Source organism: Serratia sp. NPDC087055, assembly GCF_044900985.1.
Taxonomy (GTDB): Bacteria; Pseudomonadota; Gammaproteobacteria; order Enterobacterales; family Enterobacteriaceae; genus Serratia.
Genome location: NZ_JBJDOG010000001.1, coordinates 1,920,924 through 1,936,966 on the forward strand (window position 1 = coordinate 1,920,924; position 16,043 = coordinate 1,936,966).

Below are 16,043 nucleotides of genomic sequence, written 5' to 3' on the forward strand. Positions count from 1 at the left end.
CAATGCTCTCGCGGGTTATCAAGTTATTCGTCGTCTTTACCAAGAATAGCTTTTAGATCCTGCTTCAAAAGCGACATCTGGCTCGCATATTTCTCTTTACGTTCCGCATCTTCAATCAGCTGTACCACTGTCTCTGACAATGTTACCCCTCTGCGACGGGCAAGTGCGGCAAGACGTTGCCAAACTAAAAATTCCAGATCGATGGATTTTTTACGCGTGTGTTGATGTTCTGCGTTAAAATGACGTTTACGTCGTGCGCGGATTGTTTGCTTCATCCGGTTATCCAATTCCGGATTCATGTGGCGGCTAATCCACGTAAGCACTTTTACCGGCTCATTTTCCAGTTTAAGCAGCTCGTCAATGGCTTCCTGAGCAACGCTGTTTTCAATGTGACGGGTAATAGCTTCCCCTTCCCGGTGCTTTTTCACCAGGTACTTCCATTTCCAACCGCTCTCCAGATTTTCCAGTTGCTGATATTTCATCGTGAACTCTTCAGTGACCGCGTAACTTTATTAAGCATAACAGCTTTGCGCCGAATTTCCCTGGCAATTGCGCCCTCTTTTAGACTGTTTTTTGCACAGTCGCCTCGTGATGTCAAACTCCCTGACACCAACTTCTACTCTGCATGTATCAAGCTGCCGTTATTCTTGTATAATCGCCCTTTCCCTTTTTGACGATTGCATCTAACACTTTGACCAATAACCGACTTGAATGGCAATCACTGTTGCCGGACGTTACGCCTTATCAAGCGATATTTGATACCGCCGCGCAGTTGGCTCCCGTGTCCTTTGCCTCTATTCAGCCACGTCTGGAAAATGCACTGACGCTGTTTTGCCATCCACAATCGCCACCGCGTTTCATGCTGTTGAAAGCGCAGGAGACGCGTGAGTATTTGGCGCTGATCGCCCATGCGGTTGAGCAACTGCAACCTAACAATATGGCGTTCAAGGGCAGTCACTATGTGATCCAAGGTGGCAAGGTAAGTGTAGAACCTGCCAGCCGCGGTGATGAGCCATTTTCCGCCGGGGGCGCCTGCGTATTTCAGGAGTGGGTTGAACCAGAACAGTTGTTTGGCTGCGTCAGGATCCACAATGGCGAAATCAGCCTGCAACCCGGTCTGGTGCATCAGGCCAATGGCGGTGTGCTGATCCTGTCGGCACGTGCCCTGCTAGCCCAGCCGCTGCTGTGGTTGCGTTTGAAGCAGATGATCACCCAACGTCAGTTCCACTGGGTTTCCCCAGATGAAACGCGTCCTTTACCAATCACTATTCCAGTGATGCCGCTGGAGTTGCGGTTGATCGTGGTCGGAGATCGTCACGGTCTTGCCGATTTCCATGATATTGAGCCGGAACTGAGCGAACAGGCAGTCTACGGTGAATACGAAGAAGATCTGCAACTCACCGAAGTTGATGACATGGTTCAATGGTGTGGCTACGTCAATGCACTGATTGATGAAAAGCAACTACCGCCTTTGGCAGCCGATGCCTGGTACCCTCTGATGATACAGGCGGTACGTTACAGTGGCGATCAGGGTAACTTGCCACTATCCCCGCTGTGGCTCGTCCAGCAGCTTTCTGAAGCGGCACTGTATGCCGAAGAAGAAAGCATCACCGCCAAAGCGTTTGAGGCCGCGTTAAATGCGCGTGAGTGGCGTGAAAGCTACCTTGCCGAACGCATGCAGGATGAAATTGAGCTGGGCCAAATCCTGATTGAGACGGAAGGCGAAGTCATCGGTCAGATCAATGGCCTGTCGGTATTAGAGTATCCAGGTCATCCACGCAGTTTCGGTGAGCCCTCTCGCATCAGCTGTGTCGTCCACCTTGGCGATGGCGAATTCACCGACGTCGAGCGTAAGGCTGAGCTTGGCGGTAATCTTCATGCCAAAGGCATGATGATTATGCAGGCGTTTCTGATTTCAGAACTTGAACTAGACCAACCTCTGCCCTTCTCCGCGTCAATCGTCTTTGAGCAATCTTACGGTGAAGTCGATGGCGACAGCGCATCACTCGCTGAATTGAGTGCACTGATCAGCGCACTGTCACTGCAGCCGATCACACAGCAAATTGCGGTTACCGGTTCTGTAGACCAATTCGGTAATGTACAGCCCATCGGCGGCGTCAACGAGAAGATCGAAGGCTTTTTTGAAGTTTGCCAACGTCGTGGTTTGACGGGTAAACAGGGCATAATCCTGCCCGCAACCAACGTGCGCCATCTGTGTCTACGCCAGGATGTGGTCGATGCGGTACGCGAAGGCCAATTCCATCTGTGGGCTGTCGATAGCGCCGCGGAGGCCTTGCCATTACTCACCGGTTACCCCTACTCTGATGAACAGCAGCCGAATCTATTAGCTGCCATTCAGGAACGGATTGCACAGGTGAATCCGCAGGAGCGTCGGCGCTGGCCATGGCCGCTTCGCTGGCTTAACTGGTTCAACCACGGCTGATCGGACTTGTTCAGCGTACACGTGTAAGCTAATCTGCGCCCTTCAATAAAATAAGGTTTACTGAGAACATGGTAGAAAAACGCGACTCCTATACGAAAGAAGACCTCGAAGCATCCGGCCGTGGCGAGCTGTTTGGCGCTGGTGGCCCACCGTTGCCGGCAGGTAACATGTTGATGATGGACCGCGTGGTCAAAATGACCGAAGACGGTGGTACGCACAACAAGGGTTATGTGGAAGCGGAACTGGATATCAATCCGGACCTATGGTTCTTTGGTTGCCACTTTATCGGCGATCCGGTGATGCCGGGCTGCCTGGGTCTGGATGCCATGTGGCAATTGGTCGGCTTCTACCTCGGCTGGTTGGGTGGTGAAGGTAAAGGCCGTGCACTGGGCGTGGGTGAAGTTAAATTCACCGGCCAGGTGCTGCCAACCGCGAAGAAAGTGACCTACCGCATTAACTTCAAACGCGTGATCATCCGTAAACTGATTATGGGTGTCGCTGATGGTGAAGTTCTGGTCGACGGCCAGGTCATTTACACCGCAAGCGATCTGAAAGTGGGCCTGTTCAAGGACACTGCTGCGTTCTAACCGCAGTCACGGCGGCCCTTCCCGGTCGCCGTTTATTTTCCCGCCGTGATTATGTTGTGCCTTCATATACGCACATTTATAACGGCCAAATAGTGACTACAATTATTGTAGTTACTGAGAGGTGTGCCATGCAAAAGACCCGTTTTGATAACATGCCATGCCCGGTAGCCCGCTCTCTGGATCGTGTCGGCGAATGGTGGAGTATCCTGATACTTCGCGATGCGTTTCATGGCTTATCCCGCTTTGATGAATTCCAACAAAGCCTTGGGCTTTCGCCCACGATATTGACTCGCCGTCTAAAGGGCCTGGTGGAAAGCGGTATTTTGTATAAACAGCGCTATCAAACACGGCCCGTTCGCTATGAGTATCTGCTCACCGAGCGTGGCAACGATTTTTTTCCCGTGCTTGCTGCGCTGTTTCACTGGGGTAACACCCACTTGGCCGAAGACGGTATTAGCGCAGAATTGGTCGATCGCCGTACAGGACAACCGATACGTGTACAACTGATCGACAGCATCACCCAGCAGCCTGTTGCGCTGCATAATATTACTTTGGCACCAGGGCCTGCGGCGACAGAAGGTATGCGCCAACGCGCAGCCCTGATGCAGCAGAACCTTTCTGCATTCCCCCCAGAATCATCCAAGGAGTCACTATGAACACTCGTCGTATAGTCATTACCGGCATGGGTGCCGTTTCGCCATTGGGATGCGGCGTAGAGGCTATCTGGCAGCGTCTGCTGAAGGGTCAGTCTGGCATTCGCCCATTACCGGAAGAAATCGTTGCTGACCTGCAAGTGAAAGTCGGTGGCCAGGTACCTTCGTTAGAACAAGATGCCGAGGCTGGCTTCGATCCCGATCGTTCTGTTGCGCCAAAAGATCAAAAGAAAATGGATCGCTTCATTCTCCTCGCCATGGCAGCCGCAGATGAGGCTATTCAACAAGCAAGCTGGGTAGCAGACACCGAAGATAAGCAGGAACGCACTGCAACGGTGATCGCCTCCGGCATTGGTGGTTTCCCAGCCATCGCCCAGGCGGTACGCACCACCGACAGCCGAGGTGCCAAACGCTTGTCGCCTTTCACCATTCCTTCTTTCCTGGTGAACCTGGCAGCGGGTCACGTTTCAATTAAACACCAGTTCAAAGGCCCGATCGGCGCCCCTGTGACAGCCTGTGCAGCGGGCGTACAAGCCATTGGCGATGCTGTCCGTATGATTCGTAACGATGAAGCCGATATCGCGCTGTGTGGCGGTACAGAAGCCGCAATCGACACGGTAAGTCTGGGTGGCTTTGCGGCAGCGCGTGCCATGTCTACAGCGCCGGCAGATACTGCAGTGACGGCTTCACGACCTTTTGATAGCGAACGTAACGGTTTTGTTATGGGGGAAGGTGCCGGCATGCTGGTGATTGAAACACTGGAACATGCGCTGGCTCGGGGAGCGACCCCGTTGGCGGAAATTGTTGGCTACGGCACCAGTGCAGACGCCTATCACATGACCTCTGGAGCCGAAGATGGCGACGGTGCCTACCGCGCAATGAAGATTGCCCTCAAGCAAGCAGGCGTAACGCCAGAACAGGTACAACACCTGAACGCGCACGCAACATCCACGCCAGTGGGGGACTTAGGGGAAATTAACGCCATTAAACATCTGTTCGGTACAGATGGCGGTATAGCCGTCACCTCGACCAAATCTGCAACGGGTCATTTATTGGGTGCTGCTGGTGGATTAGAGACTATTTTTACCGCGCTGGCACTCCGCGATCAGATTGCACCAGCCACGCTGAATTTGGACAACCCAGACCCGGCTGCTGCGGGGTTACATCTGGTAGCGAAGAAAGCGGAACCAATGGCCATGACCTACGCGCTGTCGAACGGCTTTGGTTTTGGCGGTGTGAATGCCAGTATTTTGCTGAAACGTTGGCAAGGGTAATAGTACCTGAAACAAAAACCTCCGCGCTTGGCGGAGGTTGTTCCTTTTTTTGACAGGGAGCCGCTTAAGCGGTCACAGCCCTGTCTTCCATGGCTTCTCGCCAACCTCCCAGCCACTGAGACCGGGCGTCCACCGATGATTGGTAGGGACAATATTCCCTGGAACGCCCTAAAATACCTGCTTGATAACCTCTCGAATGCGCCCTTTCCAGACGATCGCGTTTCTGTCTCTTCATGCCTCGTTTCCCTCATTTTTTGGTCTGGTGGAAAGAAAACAATGGCTGCTTTTTGCGCAGCCACGTTTAACCAATAGCGCTAAATGACGGGAAGATCAATGCGCAAAATTCACGCCAATGTCATATTTGTGAACTACACACGTAGAATTTGCTAAGTGGCTGATATGCCAAAAATAAGTTAATGCATTGAAATAAAACAAAAATCCCTCCCAACTTGTAAATGTAAAATTTCACGTTGGGAGGGATTAGACTCTTTTAGTACAAATTATGACTAAAAACGACCGGCCTGGGCAGCAATGTCCTGTGCTTCTTGCTGCCACCCTTGTGCCAGCGTTCGCACAAGTGCATCGTAGCCGTCTTCACCCTGCTTCAGTTCCAGGTTGAACGGTCGTTTGGTCAGTTGACCTTGATGGTTCAGCACCCACTCGCCGCGAATAATCGCCTTGCCATCAAAACGCCCATGGAAACCGCTAACGTTGACGTTAAGTACGTCCTGATCGCTGCTCATCGGCTGAGAAGATACGACCCAGCCTGGCATCGCGCTGCTCAAGTTAGTCACCAATGTCTGCTGCAACTGTTGGTCAAGCGGACTGGCCCAGAGGTTGTTCTGGGCGATCACGTACTGCACATCATTGGTTTGGTAAACCACACCACTTTGTGCCAAATAGTCCGCTACGCTTACATGCTCCAGCCACAGTTGGCGCGACGTCGCTCCCCCGCTGACCTGCGCCGGCGTACCCAATGCCGGCAGTTGATAGTAGGTTTTCTGTGGCGTACTGCTACAGGCGCTGAGCAACAGCGCCAGGGCTACCGGAATCCATTTCATCATTTATTGGCCTTCTTCGGCTGAGGATCATTACTGCCCGCGGCTTCAAATACCAGCGCGTTGCTCTTTTCGTTCAGGGTACGCAGCACGGGTTGCAGTTCGCGCAACACCTGATCGAGACGCTGCATATCGCCGACCATCTTGTTGTAGGCCGGTGAACCTGGCTGGAAGCCTTTCATGCTGCGATTCAGTTCCTGCAGCGTTTTCTGCATATCCTGCGGCAGCGCCTTCATTTCTTTGCTGGCAATGATGTCGTTCAGCGATTGCATGGTCTGCTGTGTCGACTTCATGGTCTTCTGGCTTTCCGCCAGCGTTTTGGTCGCCTCATTGATCATCGGATTTAACGGCATCGCGTTGATCTTATCCAACGTCTGCATCAGTTTCTGTTGGATCTGCGCCAGACCGCCGCTGGTGGTCGGCATCAGTGGGTAACCGAACAGCTCGCGCGGCCCTTTCCAGGCTTTTTCTTGCGGGTAGAAATCAAGATCGATATACAGTGAACCGGTCAGCAGGTTGGCTGACTTCAACGCGGCGCGCATCCCACGAGCTTCAGCATCTTTCAGATGCCCTTCAATATCGAAATTGCCACCCAGCTGTTTCTGGAAGCGATCCGGTTCGATCCTGATCAGCACCGGAATACGGTAATCGTTATCCAGTCGTTGCATCATGCCTTCTTTATAGAATGGCACCTGCGCCACGGTACCCAAACGGATGCCGCGGAACTCGACCGGCGCACCCGGCTGCAGGCCGCGAATCGAATCGGAGAAGAACATCAGGTAATCTTTGTGTACGGTGTACAGCGAATCCTGGATGCTGCGTTGGTTATCGAACAGCTGATATTCCGTCTTCTCTTTCGCCTGCTCACCGCGATCCCAGCCGTCCGGCACGTCAAAGCTGACGCCGCCGCTGAACAAGGTCGCCAATGAGCCCATTTCTACTCGCATGCCCTGCGCGGACATGTCAAAGGCCACGCCGCTGTCTTTCCAGAAGCGAACATTGCTGGTCACAAGTTGATCATAAGGTGCGGAGACAAACAGCTGATAACGCATGGCACGCATTTTCGGATCAAAATAGCTGGTCTCTACCGAGCCGACACGGTAACCGCGGAACAGCACGGGGTCACCGGCATTCAACTGACCCGATTTTTCACTGTCCAGTATGATGCGCAGCCCTTTGGCATCTGGAGACGCCAATGGCGGTGCATCCAACAGTTGATAGTCACTCTTGCCTGCTTTGCCTTTATTGCCCGGTTGCAGCTCGATATAGGCACCGGAAAGCAACGTGCCCAGACCGGAAACCCCCCCGCGGCCAATCTGTGGCTTCACGACCCAGAAAGCCGAGTCCTGGCGCAACAGTTTTTCCATACCGGAATTAAGGCGCGCCTCGACCACAACCTTGCTCAAGTCTTCGCTCAGCGTGACCGTCTCCACAATACCGACGTCGACACTGCGGCTTTTTATTTTCGTTTTCCCTGCCTCCAGCCCTTCTGCGGTGGTGGTGACCAATGTCACGACCGGGCCTTGGTGGCTAAAATGGTAGAACAGGATCCAGGCGCCGATCAGCGCAGTGACGATGGGGATAATCCACACCGGCGACCAGCGCTTGATCTTTTCAACGTCCGCGACGTTATGATTATTTTCCGTCACCTTGCGGCTCCTTTTTTATCGTTTCATTTACGCGATCCCACGTCAGGCGGGGATCAAACGTCATGGCAGCAAACATAGTGAGGATCACCACCATGGCGAACAACAGCGCGCCAGTAGCCGGGTAAATACTCATCAATTGTCCCATCCGTACCAATGCCGAGAGTACGGCAATCACAAACACGTCGATCATTGACCAGCGGCCAACGAATTCAACCACTTCATAAATCAGGTGCATCCGTTCGCTATCGGCCCGGGGCTTATGCCTGCCGTTGGCATCCCAACACAGCCAGCCAATCGCCAACATTTTCAATGAGGGTACCATGATGCTGGCAATGAAGATCACCATCGCCACCGGATAAGAGCCTTCTCCCCACAGCAGGATCACCCCAGCCATAATGGTTGAGGTAATTTTATTACCCAGCGCCTCAGTGACCATGATAGGCAGCAAATTCGCCGGAAGATACAGCATGATCGAGGTGACAAGCAGTGCCAACGTCCATTGCAGGCTGTGACGACGGCGAACGTAGCCCTTGGTATGGCACCGTGGGCAGCGGGTCAGTTCCGCCGGCAAGATCGCCGTGCAGCATTGGCACGAACGCAAGCCCTGGCGCAATCCGATACGGCCTACCGTCATGGGACGATCGTGTCGCGGCGCCGGTTCAATATCATTCCATAACCAGCGGCGGTCGACGCACTGGAAAGCTCGCACCTGCAACAGGCAAAACAGGCAATAAGGCACAAAGCTGCTGCCTACGCCAATATCACCGTAGGCCATCAGCTTAACGAAGCTGATCAGCACCCCGGCCAGAAAAATCTCCACCATGCACCAGGTTTTAAACTGGAACAGCAGTTTGGCCATCCACTCTTTCAGGCCGATAGGAATAGGTACCCTGGCACACAAAAGAATGATCGCCACCATGCAAAATGCCGGGATTAGTTGAACGAACACCATAAACAGCGTTGCCATGCTGGCGTAGTCTTCCGCCACCATCACCTGCGGGATCTGGATCAGTTTGATTTCGTTACCGAGACCGGCAACACGCATATTAATAAAAGGGAAAATATTCGCCAGCAACAGCATGAACAATGCACTGAGGGCGTAGCCGATCGGCCGCTTACGCGGTTCATCCCAGCGGGAGCTGAGCGTCGTTTTACAACGCGGGCATACCGCTTTTGAACCATAGGCCAGCGGCGGCAATGCCACCAGCATGTCGCACTGCGGACACAGCATCAGGTTGTCCTGTTGCTGTTGTACGTGCGTTGCGTGGCTGTGCTGCTCGTGATTCTCGTGGGAACACACCATAATCCTCCTTAACAACGTAGCTCACCGGTACGGCAATACCGCCCGCAGCAGCGCGCGGGCGGTATTCTCAGCGGTTAGCCGTTTTTCATCGCTTCCAGCTCTTCCCAGCGGGCAAACGCCTCTTCCAGCGCCCCTTCGGCTGCGGCCAGTGCCGTCAGTACCTGCTGTGTTTCACTGTGGGGACGCGTGAAGAAGTCCGCATCGCTCATTTGCGCTTGCAACGCTGTAATTTCCGTTTCCAACTGTTCAAGACGCTGCGGTAACTGTTCCAGCTCACGTAACAAGTTATAGCTCAGTTTAACGGCAGGTTTCTTCGACTGTTCAGCCTTTTTTTCCGCCGCCGGCTTGTTCTGCTCGGCCGCTACCTGACGGATCGGTTTTGCCGTCGCACGTTGGTGGTGTGCGTCGTAGTAACCGCCGACAAAGGTGCTGATCACACCGTTACCTTCAAAGATCCAGCACTCGGTCACGGAGTTATCAACGAATTGACGATCGTGGCTCACCAACAGCACGGTGCCTTGATAACCGTCGATCAGCTCTTCCAGCAACTCCAGCGTTTCGACGTCAAGATCGTTGGTTGGTTCATCGAGAATCAATAAGTTACTTGGTTTCAGGAACAACTTGGCCAGCAACAGGCGATTACGCTCCCCACCTGACAAGGCTTTCACCGGTGTCATCGCGCGTTTCGGGTGGAACAAGAAGTCCTGTAAATAGCCCAGCACGTGACGGGAACGGCCGTTGACCATCACTTCCTGCTTGCCTTCTGCCAGGTTGTCCATCACCGTACGTTCCGGATCCAGTTCGGCACGGTGTTGGTCGAAGTAAGCGACTTCCAGCTTGGTGCCGCAATGCACGCGACCACTGTCGGCTTTCAACTGGCCCAGCATCAGTTTCAGCAGCGTCGTTTTACCGCAGCCATTTGGGCCGACTAACGCAATTTTGTCACCACGCTGTACCTGCGCAGAGAAATCACGCACCAGCACTTTACCGCCGACCTGATAGTTAACGTTTTCCATCTCAAACACGATCTTGCCAGAGCGTACAGCCTCTTCCACCTGCATCTTGGCGGTGCCCATGACTTCACGGCGTTCCGAACGCTCGTTACGCAATGCCTTCAGTGCACGTACACGGCCTTCGTTACGGGTGCGGCGCGCTTTGATGCCTTGACGAATCCACACCTCTTCCTGCGCCAGCTTACGGTCGAATTCTGCGTTTTGCAGCTCTTCCACTCGCAGCGCTTCTTCTTTGCTCAGCAGGTATAAATCGTAGTTACCCGGCCAGGACACCAGCTTGCCGCGATCGAGATCGACAATGCGCGTTGCCATATTACGGATAAAGGAACGGTCGTGGGAAATGAACACGATGCTGCCCTGGAATTCCTTCAAGAACCCTTCCAGCCAGTCAATCGTTGTAATATCCAGGTGGTTGGTCGGTTCATCAAGCAACAGCACGCGCGGGGAGCTCACCAGTGCGCGGCCCAGCGCCGCTTTACGCAACCAACCGCCGGAGAGAGAAGAAAGCTCTGCATCGCCGTTCAGACCCAACTGCAACAGCACTTCGCTGATACGGCTGTCGAGCTGCCACAGACCCTGGTGATCGAGGATCTCCATAATCTGCGCCATGCGCGTCAGGTTCTTTTCGCTTGGATCGGTTTCCACCAAATGCGAGATCGCATGATACGCTTTCAGGTGTTCCGCCTGTTCGGCCACGCCTTCCGCCACAAAGTCGAAGACTGTGCCACCGATATTGCGCGGTGGATCCTGCTGCAGACGCGCCACAATCAGATCTTGCTCATAAATCACCCGGCCGTCATCCAACGGAATTTCTTTACCGAGGATCTTCAGCAGCGTGGACTTACCGGCGCCATTGCGCCCAACCAGACAAACGCGTTCGTTGTCTTCAATATGAATTTCGGTGTTATCTAAAAGCGGTGCATCGCTGAAGGACAACCAGGCACCGGACATGCTAATTAACGACATAGTAATTATTTTCCTTCGCCGGCATGGGTAACCAGCCAGCAGTTATGAATTTGACGGTTACGGGCAAAATCCTGTGACTGAGTCTGGGCGGTAATTTCTTTCGCCTCCAGACCCAATGCGCTCAGGCCGGCCATATCCATCTGGAAACCGCGTTTGTTATTCGAGAACATAATGGTCCCGTTACGACGCAGTAACCGTTTCAAATCTTGCATCAGCACCAGGTGGTCGCGCTGAACGTCAAAGGTATTCTCCATCCGCTTGGAGTTGGAGAAGGTCGGCGGATCGATAAAGATCACGTCGAATTGTTCGTCGGCATTTTGTAGCCATGACAGGCAGTCTGCATGGATCAATCTGTGCTGTTTGCCAGTCAGACCGTTAACCCGCAGGTTTTTCTCGGCCCATTCCAGATAGGTACGCGACATATCCACCGTGGTGGTGCTGCGCGCACCGCCCAGACCGGCATGCACACTGGCAGTGCCGGTATAAGCAAACAGGTTGAGGAAGTCTTTGCCTTTGCTCATTTCACCCAGCATGCGGCGGGCGATACGGTGGTCAAGGAACAACCCGGTATCGAGATAGTCAGTCAAATTAACCCACAGTTTGGCGTTAAACTCTTCCACCAGCAGGAACTCGCCCTTCTGCGCCAGTTTTTCGTACTGATTCTTGCCCTTCTGACGTTCGCGAGTTTTGAGGATCAACTGATTGGAAGGCAGCTCCAGCACTGCCAGCGTGGCGTTGATCACATCGAACAGACGCTGACGAGCTTTCTGCGCATCGATCGTTTTTGGCGGTGCGTACTCCTGCACCACGACCTTGCTGCCGTAGCGATCCACGGCCACGTTATAGTCCGGCAAGTCAGCATCATACAAGCGATAACACTCAATACCCTGCTGTTTGGCCCACTTATCGAGCTTCTTCAAGTTCTTGCGCAGACGGTTAGCAAAATCTTCCGCTACCTGCACACCACCAGTACCCTGTGGATTTTCCGCCAGTTGGTAATTTTTCTGTACGCAGTCCAACGGGCCGTTTTTAGCCTTGAACTGGCGCTCAGCACGCAACTGCAAACAGCTCAGCAGCTCTGGCGAAGCGCTGAACAGGGATAACTGCCAGCCACCGAACGCGCTCTTCATGATCCGACCCAGCATATTATGCAAGGCGATCAGTGCCGGTTCGCTTTCCAGGCGCTCACCGTAAGGCGGGTTGCAAATCACGGTGCCCGTCGGGCCTTCCGGCAACGGGTTGGTCAGTTTGGCAACGTCGTTGACGTTAAAGGTGATCAGTTCAGCAACGCCGGCACGACGGGCATTTCCGCGGGCCATTTCTATCACCCGGCGATCAATGTCAGAACCAAAGAAACGCGAAGTGGTTTCCTGCAAACCGCGACGTGCACGCACCTGCGCTTCGGTGATCACTTCGCGCCACAGATCGGCGTTGTGGCCATTCCAGGCGGTAAAGCCCCAGTGCTGGCGGTGTAGGCCTGGTGCACGATCCGAAGCTATCATGGCCGCTTCGATCAACAACGTGCCTGAACCGCACATGGGATCCAGCATCGGGGTACCTGGCTGCCAGCCGGAACGCTGGACAATCGCCGCCGCCAGGCTTTCTTTTAGCGGTGCCTGGCCGGTAAGGTCGCGGTAACCACGCTGATGCAGGCCCTCACCACTCAGATCGAGCGCTACGCTGGCCATATCGCGCTGCAGGAACACGTTGACGCGAATGTCCGGCTGTTGCTTGGCAACCGTTGGACGCTGATCCATCTTGCGGGTAAAGCTGTCGACAATGGCGTCTTTAACTTTCAACGCGCCGTACTGACTGTTGCGGATCTCTTCGTTAACGCCACTGAAGTGAACGGCAAAGGTTTTATCCACGCCAAAAATGTTCGTCCAGTCAATCGCCTGTACGCCCAGATACAGATCCAGATCGCTGTGCACACGGAATTCATTCAGCGGCAGCAAAATACGTGAGGCCAGACGGCTCCACAGCAAGCTTTGGTACAGAAGACGATCGTCACCCTGAAAATGTACCCCACCCTGCACTACTTTACAGGCGTGAGCGCCCAGCGCTTCCAGTTCGCTTTTTAACAGTTCTTCCAGTCCACGCGCCGTGCTGGCAAACAGAGAGTTCATATCGTACTTATCACCAAAAAGAAAATTGTTGCGCATTATAGCTAATCCAGACCGCTTGTCATAAAGTTGCTCCCTTCTATTTAATAATCGCACGGGGATAAGGGTGATTACGCTTTCGAAACTCTACGTTCATCCGGTGAAATCGCTTCGTGGTTTGCAGCTTTCTCACGCGCAAGTTTCCAGTAGCGGTCTGGCTTTTGATCGCACTTTTATGATCACCGAACCGGATGGCACCTTTATTACGGCGCGCCAATATCCGCAGATGGTGATGTTCACTCCAGCACTGCTCCCCGATGGGCTGTTCCTGACCGCGCCGGACGGCGAAAGCGCCGCCATCCGCTTCAGTGATTTCGCCCCCGAGGCACAGCCGACAGAGGTCTGGGGCAACCATTTCACCGCCTTGATTGCACCGCAGCCCATTAACGATTGGCTAAGCGGTTACTTTCAGCGCGACGTGCAGCTGCGCTGGCTCGGCCCAGAACTCACCCGTCGCGTTAAAAAGCACCCGGAAATCCCCCTTTCCTTCGCCGACGGTTACCCTTATCTGCTGATTAACGAAGCCTCATTCAACGATTTGCAACAGCGCTGCCCAGGTAGTATCAAACTGGAGCAATTCCGCCCCAATCTCGTGGTGACGGGTGCCAGTGCGTGGGCAGAAGATGGTTGGCAGGTGATCCGCGTCGGTGACGTCATGTTTGATCTGGTAAAACCCTGCAGCCGCTGTGTACTGACTACCGTTAGCACCGAACGCGGCCGTAAGCATCCGAGCGGTGAACCACTCAGCACCCTGCAGAAATTCCGCACTGCTGACAACGGCGATGTCGATTTTGGCCAAAATATGGTGGCGCGCAACAGCGGTATTATCCGCGTTGGCGATACGGTGGAAGTCTTGTCCACTAAACCTGCACGCCCTTATGGCGCGGGTAAAGTCGTTGAAAGCCTTCAGGCACCGCAGGACAGTGCGCACAGCGTTACCATTGAATACGAAGGAAAGGTGTTTACCGGCAATAATCAGCAGATTTTGTTGGAGCAGTTGGAACAGCAAGGGCTCCGCGTGCCTTATTCATGCCGTGCGGGCATTTGCGGGAGCTGTCGCATCACCTTGGTAAGTGGCGAAGTGGCACCGCTGAAGAAAAGCGCAGTAGCCAACAATGGCACCATTCTCTGCTGCAGCTGTATTCCAAAAAGCGATCTGACGCTGGCGTAATCGGCCTTATACCGCCCTGTCGTAAGCCGGGGCTGAGGCCTCATCCTGCGCACAGGGTTTAAGTCTATCGTGCATGACTTTGATGGCATCGCCCAGGACCATGGTACGACCTGCAACTGAAAGTTGGTTTTGTGCCAGCAAGCACAGGCTGGCGTTATCGCCGGCTTCTACCACCAGCAGGCGGGCTTCAACGCCGCTTTCCATCACCTTCACCGCCGCAAGCTCACCATTCTTGGGTTGCAACGGATAATGTTGCTGAGAAAAATGCCAGCTTTTCGGCATCAAGGGTTTCAAGAACCGATAAGCCACCAGGGCATTTAATACCAGTTCTGCACGTTGCTCGTGGCTGAGTTTTATCTGTTTACACTGCTCTTCATAATTAAAATAAAGCGCCGCATCATCCACGCAAAAAGAGCATTCATCGAAAGCATCAGGCGTTAACATTTTGGCAGGGAAACGCGAACGAAAGATCATACCATTAGCTAAATCCAGCATTAGCCGATCGTGCTCGGCGTCAAAATACCAACGCCAATTATCGTCAGGTTTTATCTTCATCTCTTATCCTTCTGCTGCCCATGCCACGCTGTATTTACCTAAAAGGTGATTTTATCACCGCTAAAATCGCTTAAACATCGGATAATTCCGCGAACGATATTTATGCTAGTGGACAAAATATAGACGAGCCGGGAGAAGAAATAAACCCCCGGCCGAAAATGAAAGGAAAAATATTAGATGTAGTTAACGATATCTTTAATCAGGCGCGGACCTTTGAAGATAAATCCGGAATAAATTTGCACCAAGGAAGCCCCAGCTGCCATTTTTTCACGTGCCGCCATCAGGGAATCAATTCCGCCAACACCAATGATCGGCAAACGCCCTTGCAATTCGTGTGACAAACGGCGGATCACGTCGGTGCTGCTCGCTTGTAATGGACGACCACTTAGTCCCCCCATTTGCTCGCAATAATTCAGCCCCTGGATCAATTTTCGATCCAAGGTGGTATTGGTCGCGATCACACCATCGATATTATGGCGAACCAAACTGTCGGCTATTTGGATCAATTCTTCTTCAGAAAGATCCGGTGCGATCTTAACAGCGACTGGCACATATTTGTGATGGCGCGCATGCAATTCCTGCTGCTTATTTTTAATCGCGGCCAGAAGATCGTCCAACGCGTCTCCGTACTGTAAAGAACGTAATCCCGGAGTATTGGGTGACGAAATGTTGATCGCGATATAACCGGCATACGGATACACTTTATCCATACAGATCAGATAATCGTCTTTTCCTTGCTCAACCGGGGTATCTTTATTCTTGCCAATATTAATCCCCAGAATACCGCCGAAATGAGATTTCTTAACGTTTTCAACCAGATTATCAACACCCTGGTTATTAAAGCCCATGCGGTTGATCAACCCTTCAGCTTCCACAACGCGGAACAGACGCGGTTTATCATTCCCCGACTGCGGGCGCGGCGTCACAGTCCCGACTTCGACAAAGCCAAAACCCATAGCACCGAAGGCATCGATACATTCACCGTCTTTATCCAGACCGGCGGCCAAACCCAATGGGTTTTTAAAAGAGAGCCCCATGCAGCTTACCGGCTTGGTCGGCACTGCCTGACGAATAAGGAATTCTAACGGGGTGCCGGTAACACGGCGAAGCTGTTGAAAAGTCAATTCATGCGCATGCTCGGGATCGAGCTGGAACAGCGCTTTTCTGATGAGGGGGTAGTACATGTACTCTCCTGATTTCCCGGTTGCA

At 53.2% G+C, this 16,043-nt stretch carries 14 protein-coding genes; 5 read left to right on the plus strand and 9 right to left on the minus strand.

Translation table 11 applies throughout. The features are described 5' to 3' along the window. Positions 1 to 23: 23 nt before the first annotated feature. On the minus strand, positions 24 to 482 hold the full coding sequence (matP, locus tag ACI2J2_RS09230; RefSeq protein ID WP_209632599.1) for a macrodomain Ter protein MatP: 459 nt from the start codon (positions 480 to 482) through the stop codon (positions 24 to 26). Positions 483 to 691: 209 nt separating this feature from the next. Between matP and ACI2J2_RS09235 the strand changes: the two genes are divergently transcribed. The 4 genes from ACI2J2_RS09235 (at position 692) to fabF (ending at position 4,957) form a co-directional block, all read left to right on the plus strand. Beyond that, positions 692 to 2,443: an AAA family ATPase gene (locus tag ACI2J2_RS09235; protein WP_404759927.1), complete on the plus strand. Its 1,752-nt coding sequence runs from the start codon at positions 692 to 694 to the stop codon at positions 2,441 to 2,443. 68 nt (positions 2,444 to 2,511) lie between these two features. Then, positions 2,512 to 3,030, plus strand: coding sequence for a bifunctional 3-hydroxydecanoyl-ACP dehydratase/trans-2-decenoyl-ACP isomerase (fabA, locus tag ACI2J2_RS09240; RefSeq protein ID WP_012006178.1), 519 nt, complete (start codon positions 2,512 to 2,514; stop codon positions 3,028 to 3,030). 128 nt (positions 3,031 to 3,158) lie between these two features. Beyond that, complete coding sequence (locus ACI2J2_RS09245) at positions 3,159 to 3,686, plus strand: helix-turn-helix domain-containing protein (protein ID WP_209632597.1); 528 nt, start codon at positions 3,159 to 3,161, stop codon at positions 3,684 to 3,686. Next, the gene (fabF, locus tag ACI2J2_RS09250) at positions 3,683 to 4,957 is read left to right on the plus strand and encodes a beta-ketoacyl-ACP synthase II (RefSeq protein ID WP_265555130.1); all 1,275 of its coding nucleotides are present in this window, start codon (positions 3,683 to 3,685) and stop codon (positions 4,955 to 4,957) included. The genes ACI2J2_RS09245 and fabF overlap by 4 nt, the downstream gene beginning before the upstream one ends. A 64-nt stretch (positions 4,958 to 5,021) precedes the next feature. Here the strand turns inward: fabF and rmf are convergent, their stop codons facing one another. From rmf to rlmKL, 6 genes are all read right to left on the minus strand, one after another. Then, positions 5,022 to 5,192, minus strand: a complete 171-nt coding sequence (gene rmf, locus ACI2J2_RS09255) for a ribosome modulation factor (RefSeq protein WP_071827009.1) — start codon at positions 5,190 to 5,192, stop codon at positions 5,022 to 5,024. A gap of 271 nt (positions 5,193 to 5,463) precedes the next feature. Beyond that, positions 5,464 to 6,021 (minus strand): membrane integrity-associated transporter subunit PqiC, encoded by a 558-nt coding sequence (gene pqiC, locus ACI2J2_RS09260; protein ID WP_265555132.1) that lies wholly within the window; start codon positions 6,019 to 6,021, stop codon positions 5,464 to 5,466. Then, entirely contained in the window at positions 6,018 to 7,664 is a 1,647-nt protein-coding gene (pqiB, locus tag ACI2J2_RS09265) for an intermembrane transport protein PqiB (RefSeq protein WP_209632594.1), read from the minus strand. Before pqiB ends, pqiC begins: the two co-directional genes overlap by 4 nt. Further along, positions 7,651 to 8,967 (minus strand): membrane integrity-associated transporter subunit PqiA, encoded by a 1,317-nt coding sequence (gene pqiA / locus ACI2J2_RS09270; RefSeq protein WP_404759928.1) that lies wholly within the window; start codon positions 8,965 to 8,967, stop codon positions 7,651 to 7,653. Before pqiA ends, pqiB begins: the two co-directional genes overlap by 14 nt. 74 nt (positions 8,968 to 9,041) lie before the next feature. Then, positions 9,042 to 10,946, minus strand: coding sequence for an ABC transporter ATP-binding protein (locus tag ACI2J2_RS09275; protein WP_209632592.1), 1,905 nt, complete (start codon positions 10,944 to 10,946; stop codon positions 9,042 to 9,044). A gap of 5 nt (positions 10,947 to 10,951) precedes the next feature. Further along, positions 10,952 to 13,072 carry a bifunctional 23S rRNA (guanine(2069)-N(7))-methyltransferase RlmK/23S rRNA (guanine(2445)-N(2))-methyltransferase RlmL gene (rlmKL, locus tag ACI2J2_RS09280; RefSeq protein WP_404760285.1) on the minus strand — a complete coding sequence of 707 codons (2,121 nt, stop codon included), beginning with the start codon at positions 13,070 to 13,072 and terminating at the stop codon, positions 10,952 to 10,954. A 103-nt stretch (positions 13,073 to 13,175) separates the two neighbouring features. On the opposite strand from rlmKL, the gene ACI2J2_RS09285 reads away from it, so the two are divergent. After that, a complete protein-coding gene (locus ACI2J2_RS09285; RefSeq protein WP_209632591.1) occupies positions 13,176 to 14,279 on the plus strand; it encodes a YcbX family protein in 1,104 nt (367 codons plus the stop codon). 6 nt (positions 14,280 to 14,285) lie between these two features. On the opposite strand, the gene ACI2J2_RS09290 is transcribed toward ACI2J2_RS09285, so the two are convergent. Together ACI2J2_RS09290 and pyrD are read right to left on the minus strand one after the other, a co-directional pair. Beyond that, a complete protein-coding gene (locus tag ACI2J2_RS09290; protein WP_044549587.1) occupies positions 14,286 to 14,834 on the minus strand; it encodes a cell division protein ZapC in 549 nt (182 codons plus the stop codon). 173 nt (positions 14,835 to 15,007) lie between these two features. Further along, positions 15,008 to 16,018, minus strand: coding sequence for a quinone-dependent dihydroorotate dehydrogenase (gene pyrD / locus ACI2J2_RS09295; RefSeq protein ID WP_404760286.1), 1,011 nt, complete (start codon positions 16,016 to 16,018; stop codon positions 15,008 to 15,010). Positions 16,019 to 16,043 lie beyond the last annotated feature (25 nt).

Bases quoted from the DNA above. Each gene is read 5' to 3' on its own strand.
- ACI2J2_RS09290 (WP_044549587.1), bottom strand. From the start codon at position 14,834: ATGAAGATAAAACCTGACGATAATTGGCGTTGGTATTTTGACGCCGAG.
- pyrD (WP_404760286.1), bottom strand. From the start codon at position 16,018: ATGTACTACCCCCTCATCAGAAAAGCGCTGTTCCAGCTCGATCCCGAG.
- pqiA (WP_404759928.1), bottom strand. From the start codon at position 8,967: ATGGTGTGTTCCCACGAGAATCACGAGCAGCACAGCCACGCAACGCAC.
- fabF (WP_265555130.1), top strand. From the start codon at position 3,683: ATGAACACTCGTCGTATAGTCATTACCGGCATGGGTGCCGTTTCGCCA.
- fabA (WP_012006178.1), top strand. From the start codon at position 2,512: ATGGTAGAAAAACGCGACTCCTATACGAAAGAAGACCTCGAAGCATCC.
- ACI2J2_RS09275 (WP_209632592.1), bottom strand. From the start codon at position 10,946: ATGTCGTTAATTAGCATGTCCGGTGCCTGGTTGTCCTTCAGCGATGCA.
- pqiC (WP_265555132.1), bottom strand. From the start codon at position 6,021: ATGATGAAATGGATTCCGGTAGCCCTGGCGCTGTTGCTCAGCGCCTGT.
- rmf (WP_071827009.1), bottom strand. From the start codon at position 5,192: ATGAAGAGACAGAAACGCGATCGTCTGGAAAGGGCGCATTCGAGAGGT.
- matP (WP_209632599.1), bottom strand. From the start codon at position 482: ATGAAATATCAGCAACTGGAAAATCTGGAGAGCGGTTGGAAATGGAAG.
- rlmKL (WP_404760285.1), bottom strand. From the start codon at position 13,072: ATGAACTCTCTGTTTGCCAGCACGGCGCGTGGACTGGAAGAACTGTTA.
- ACI2J2_RS09245 (WP_209632597.1), top strand. From the start codon at position 3,159: ATGCAAAAGACCCGTTTTGATAACATGCCATGCCCGGTAGCCCGCTCT.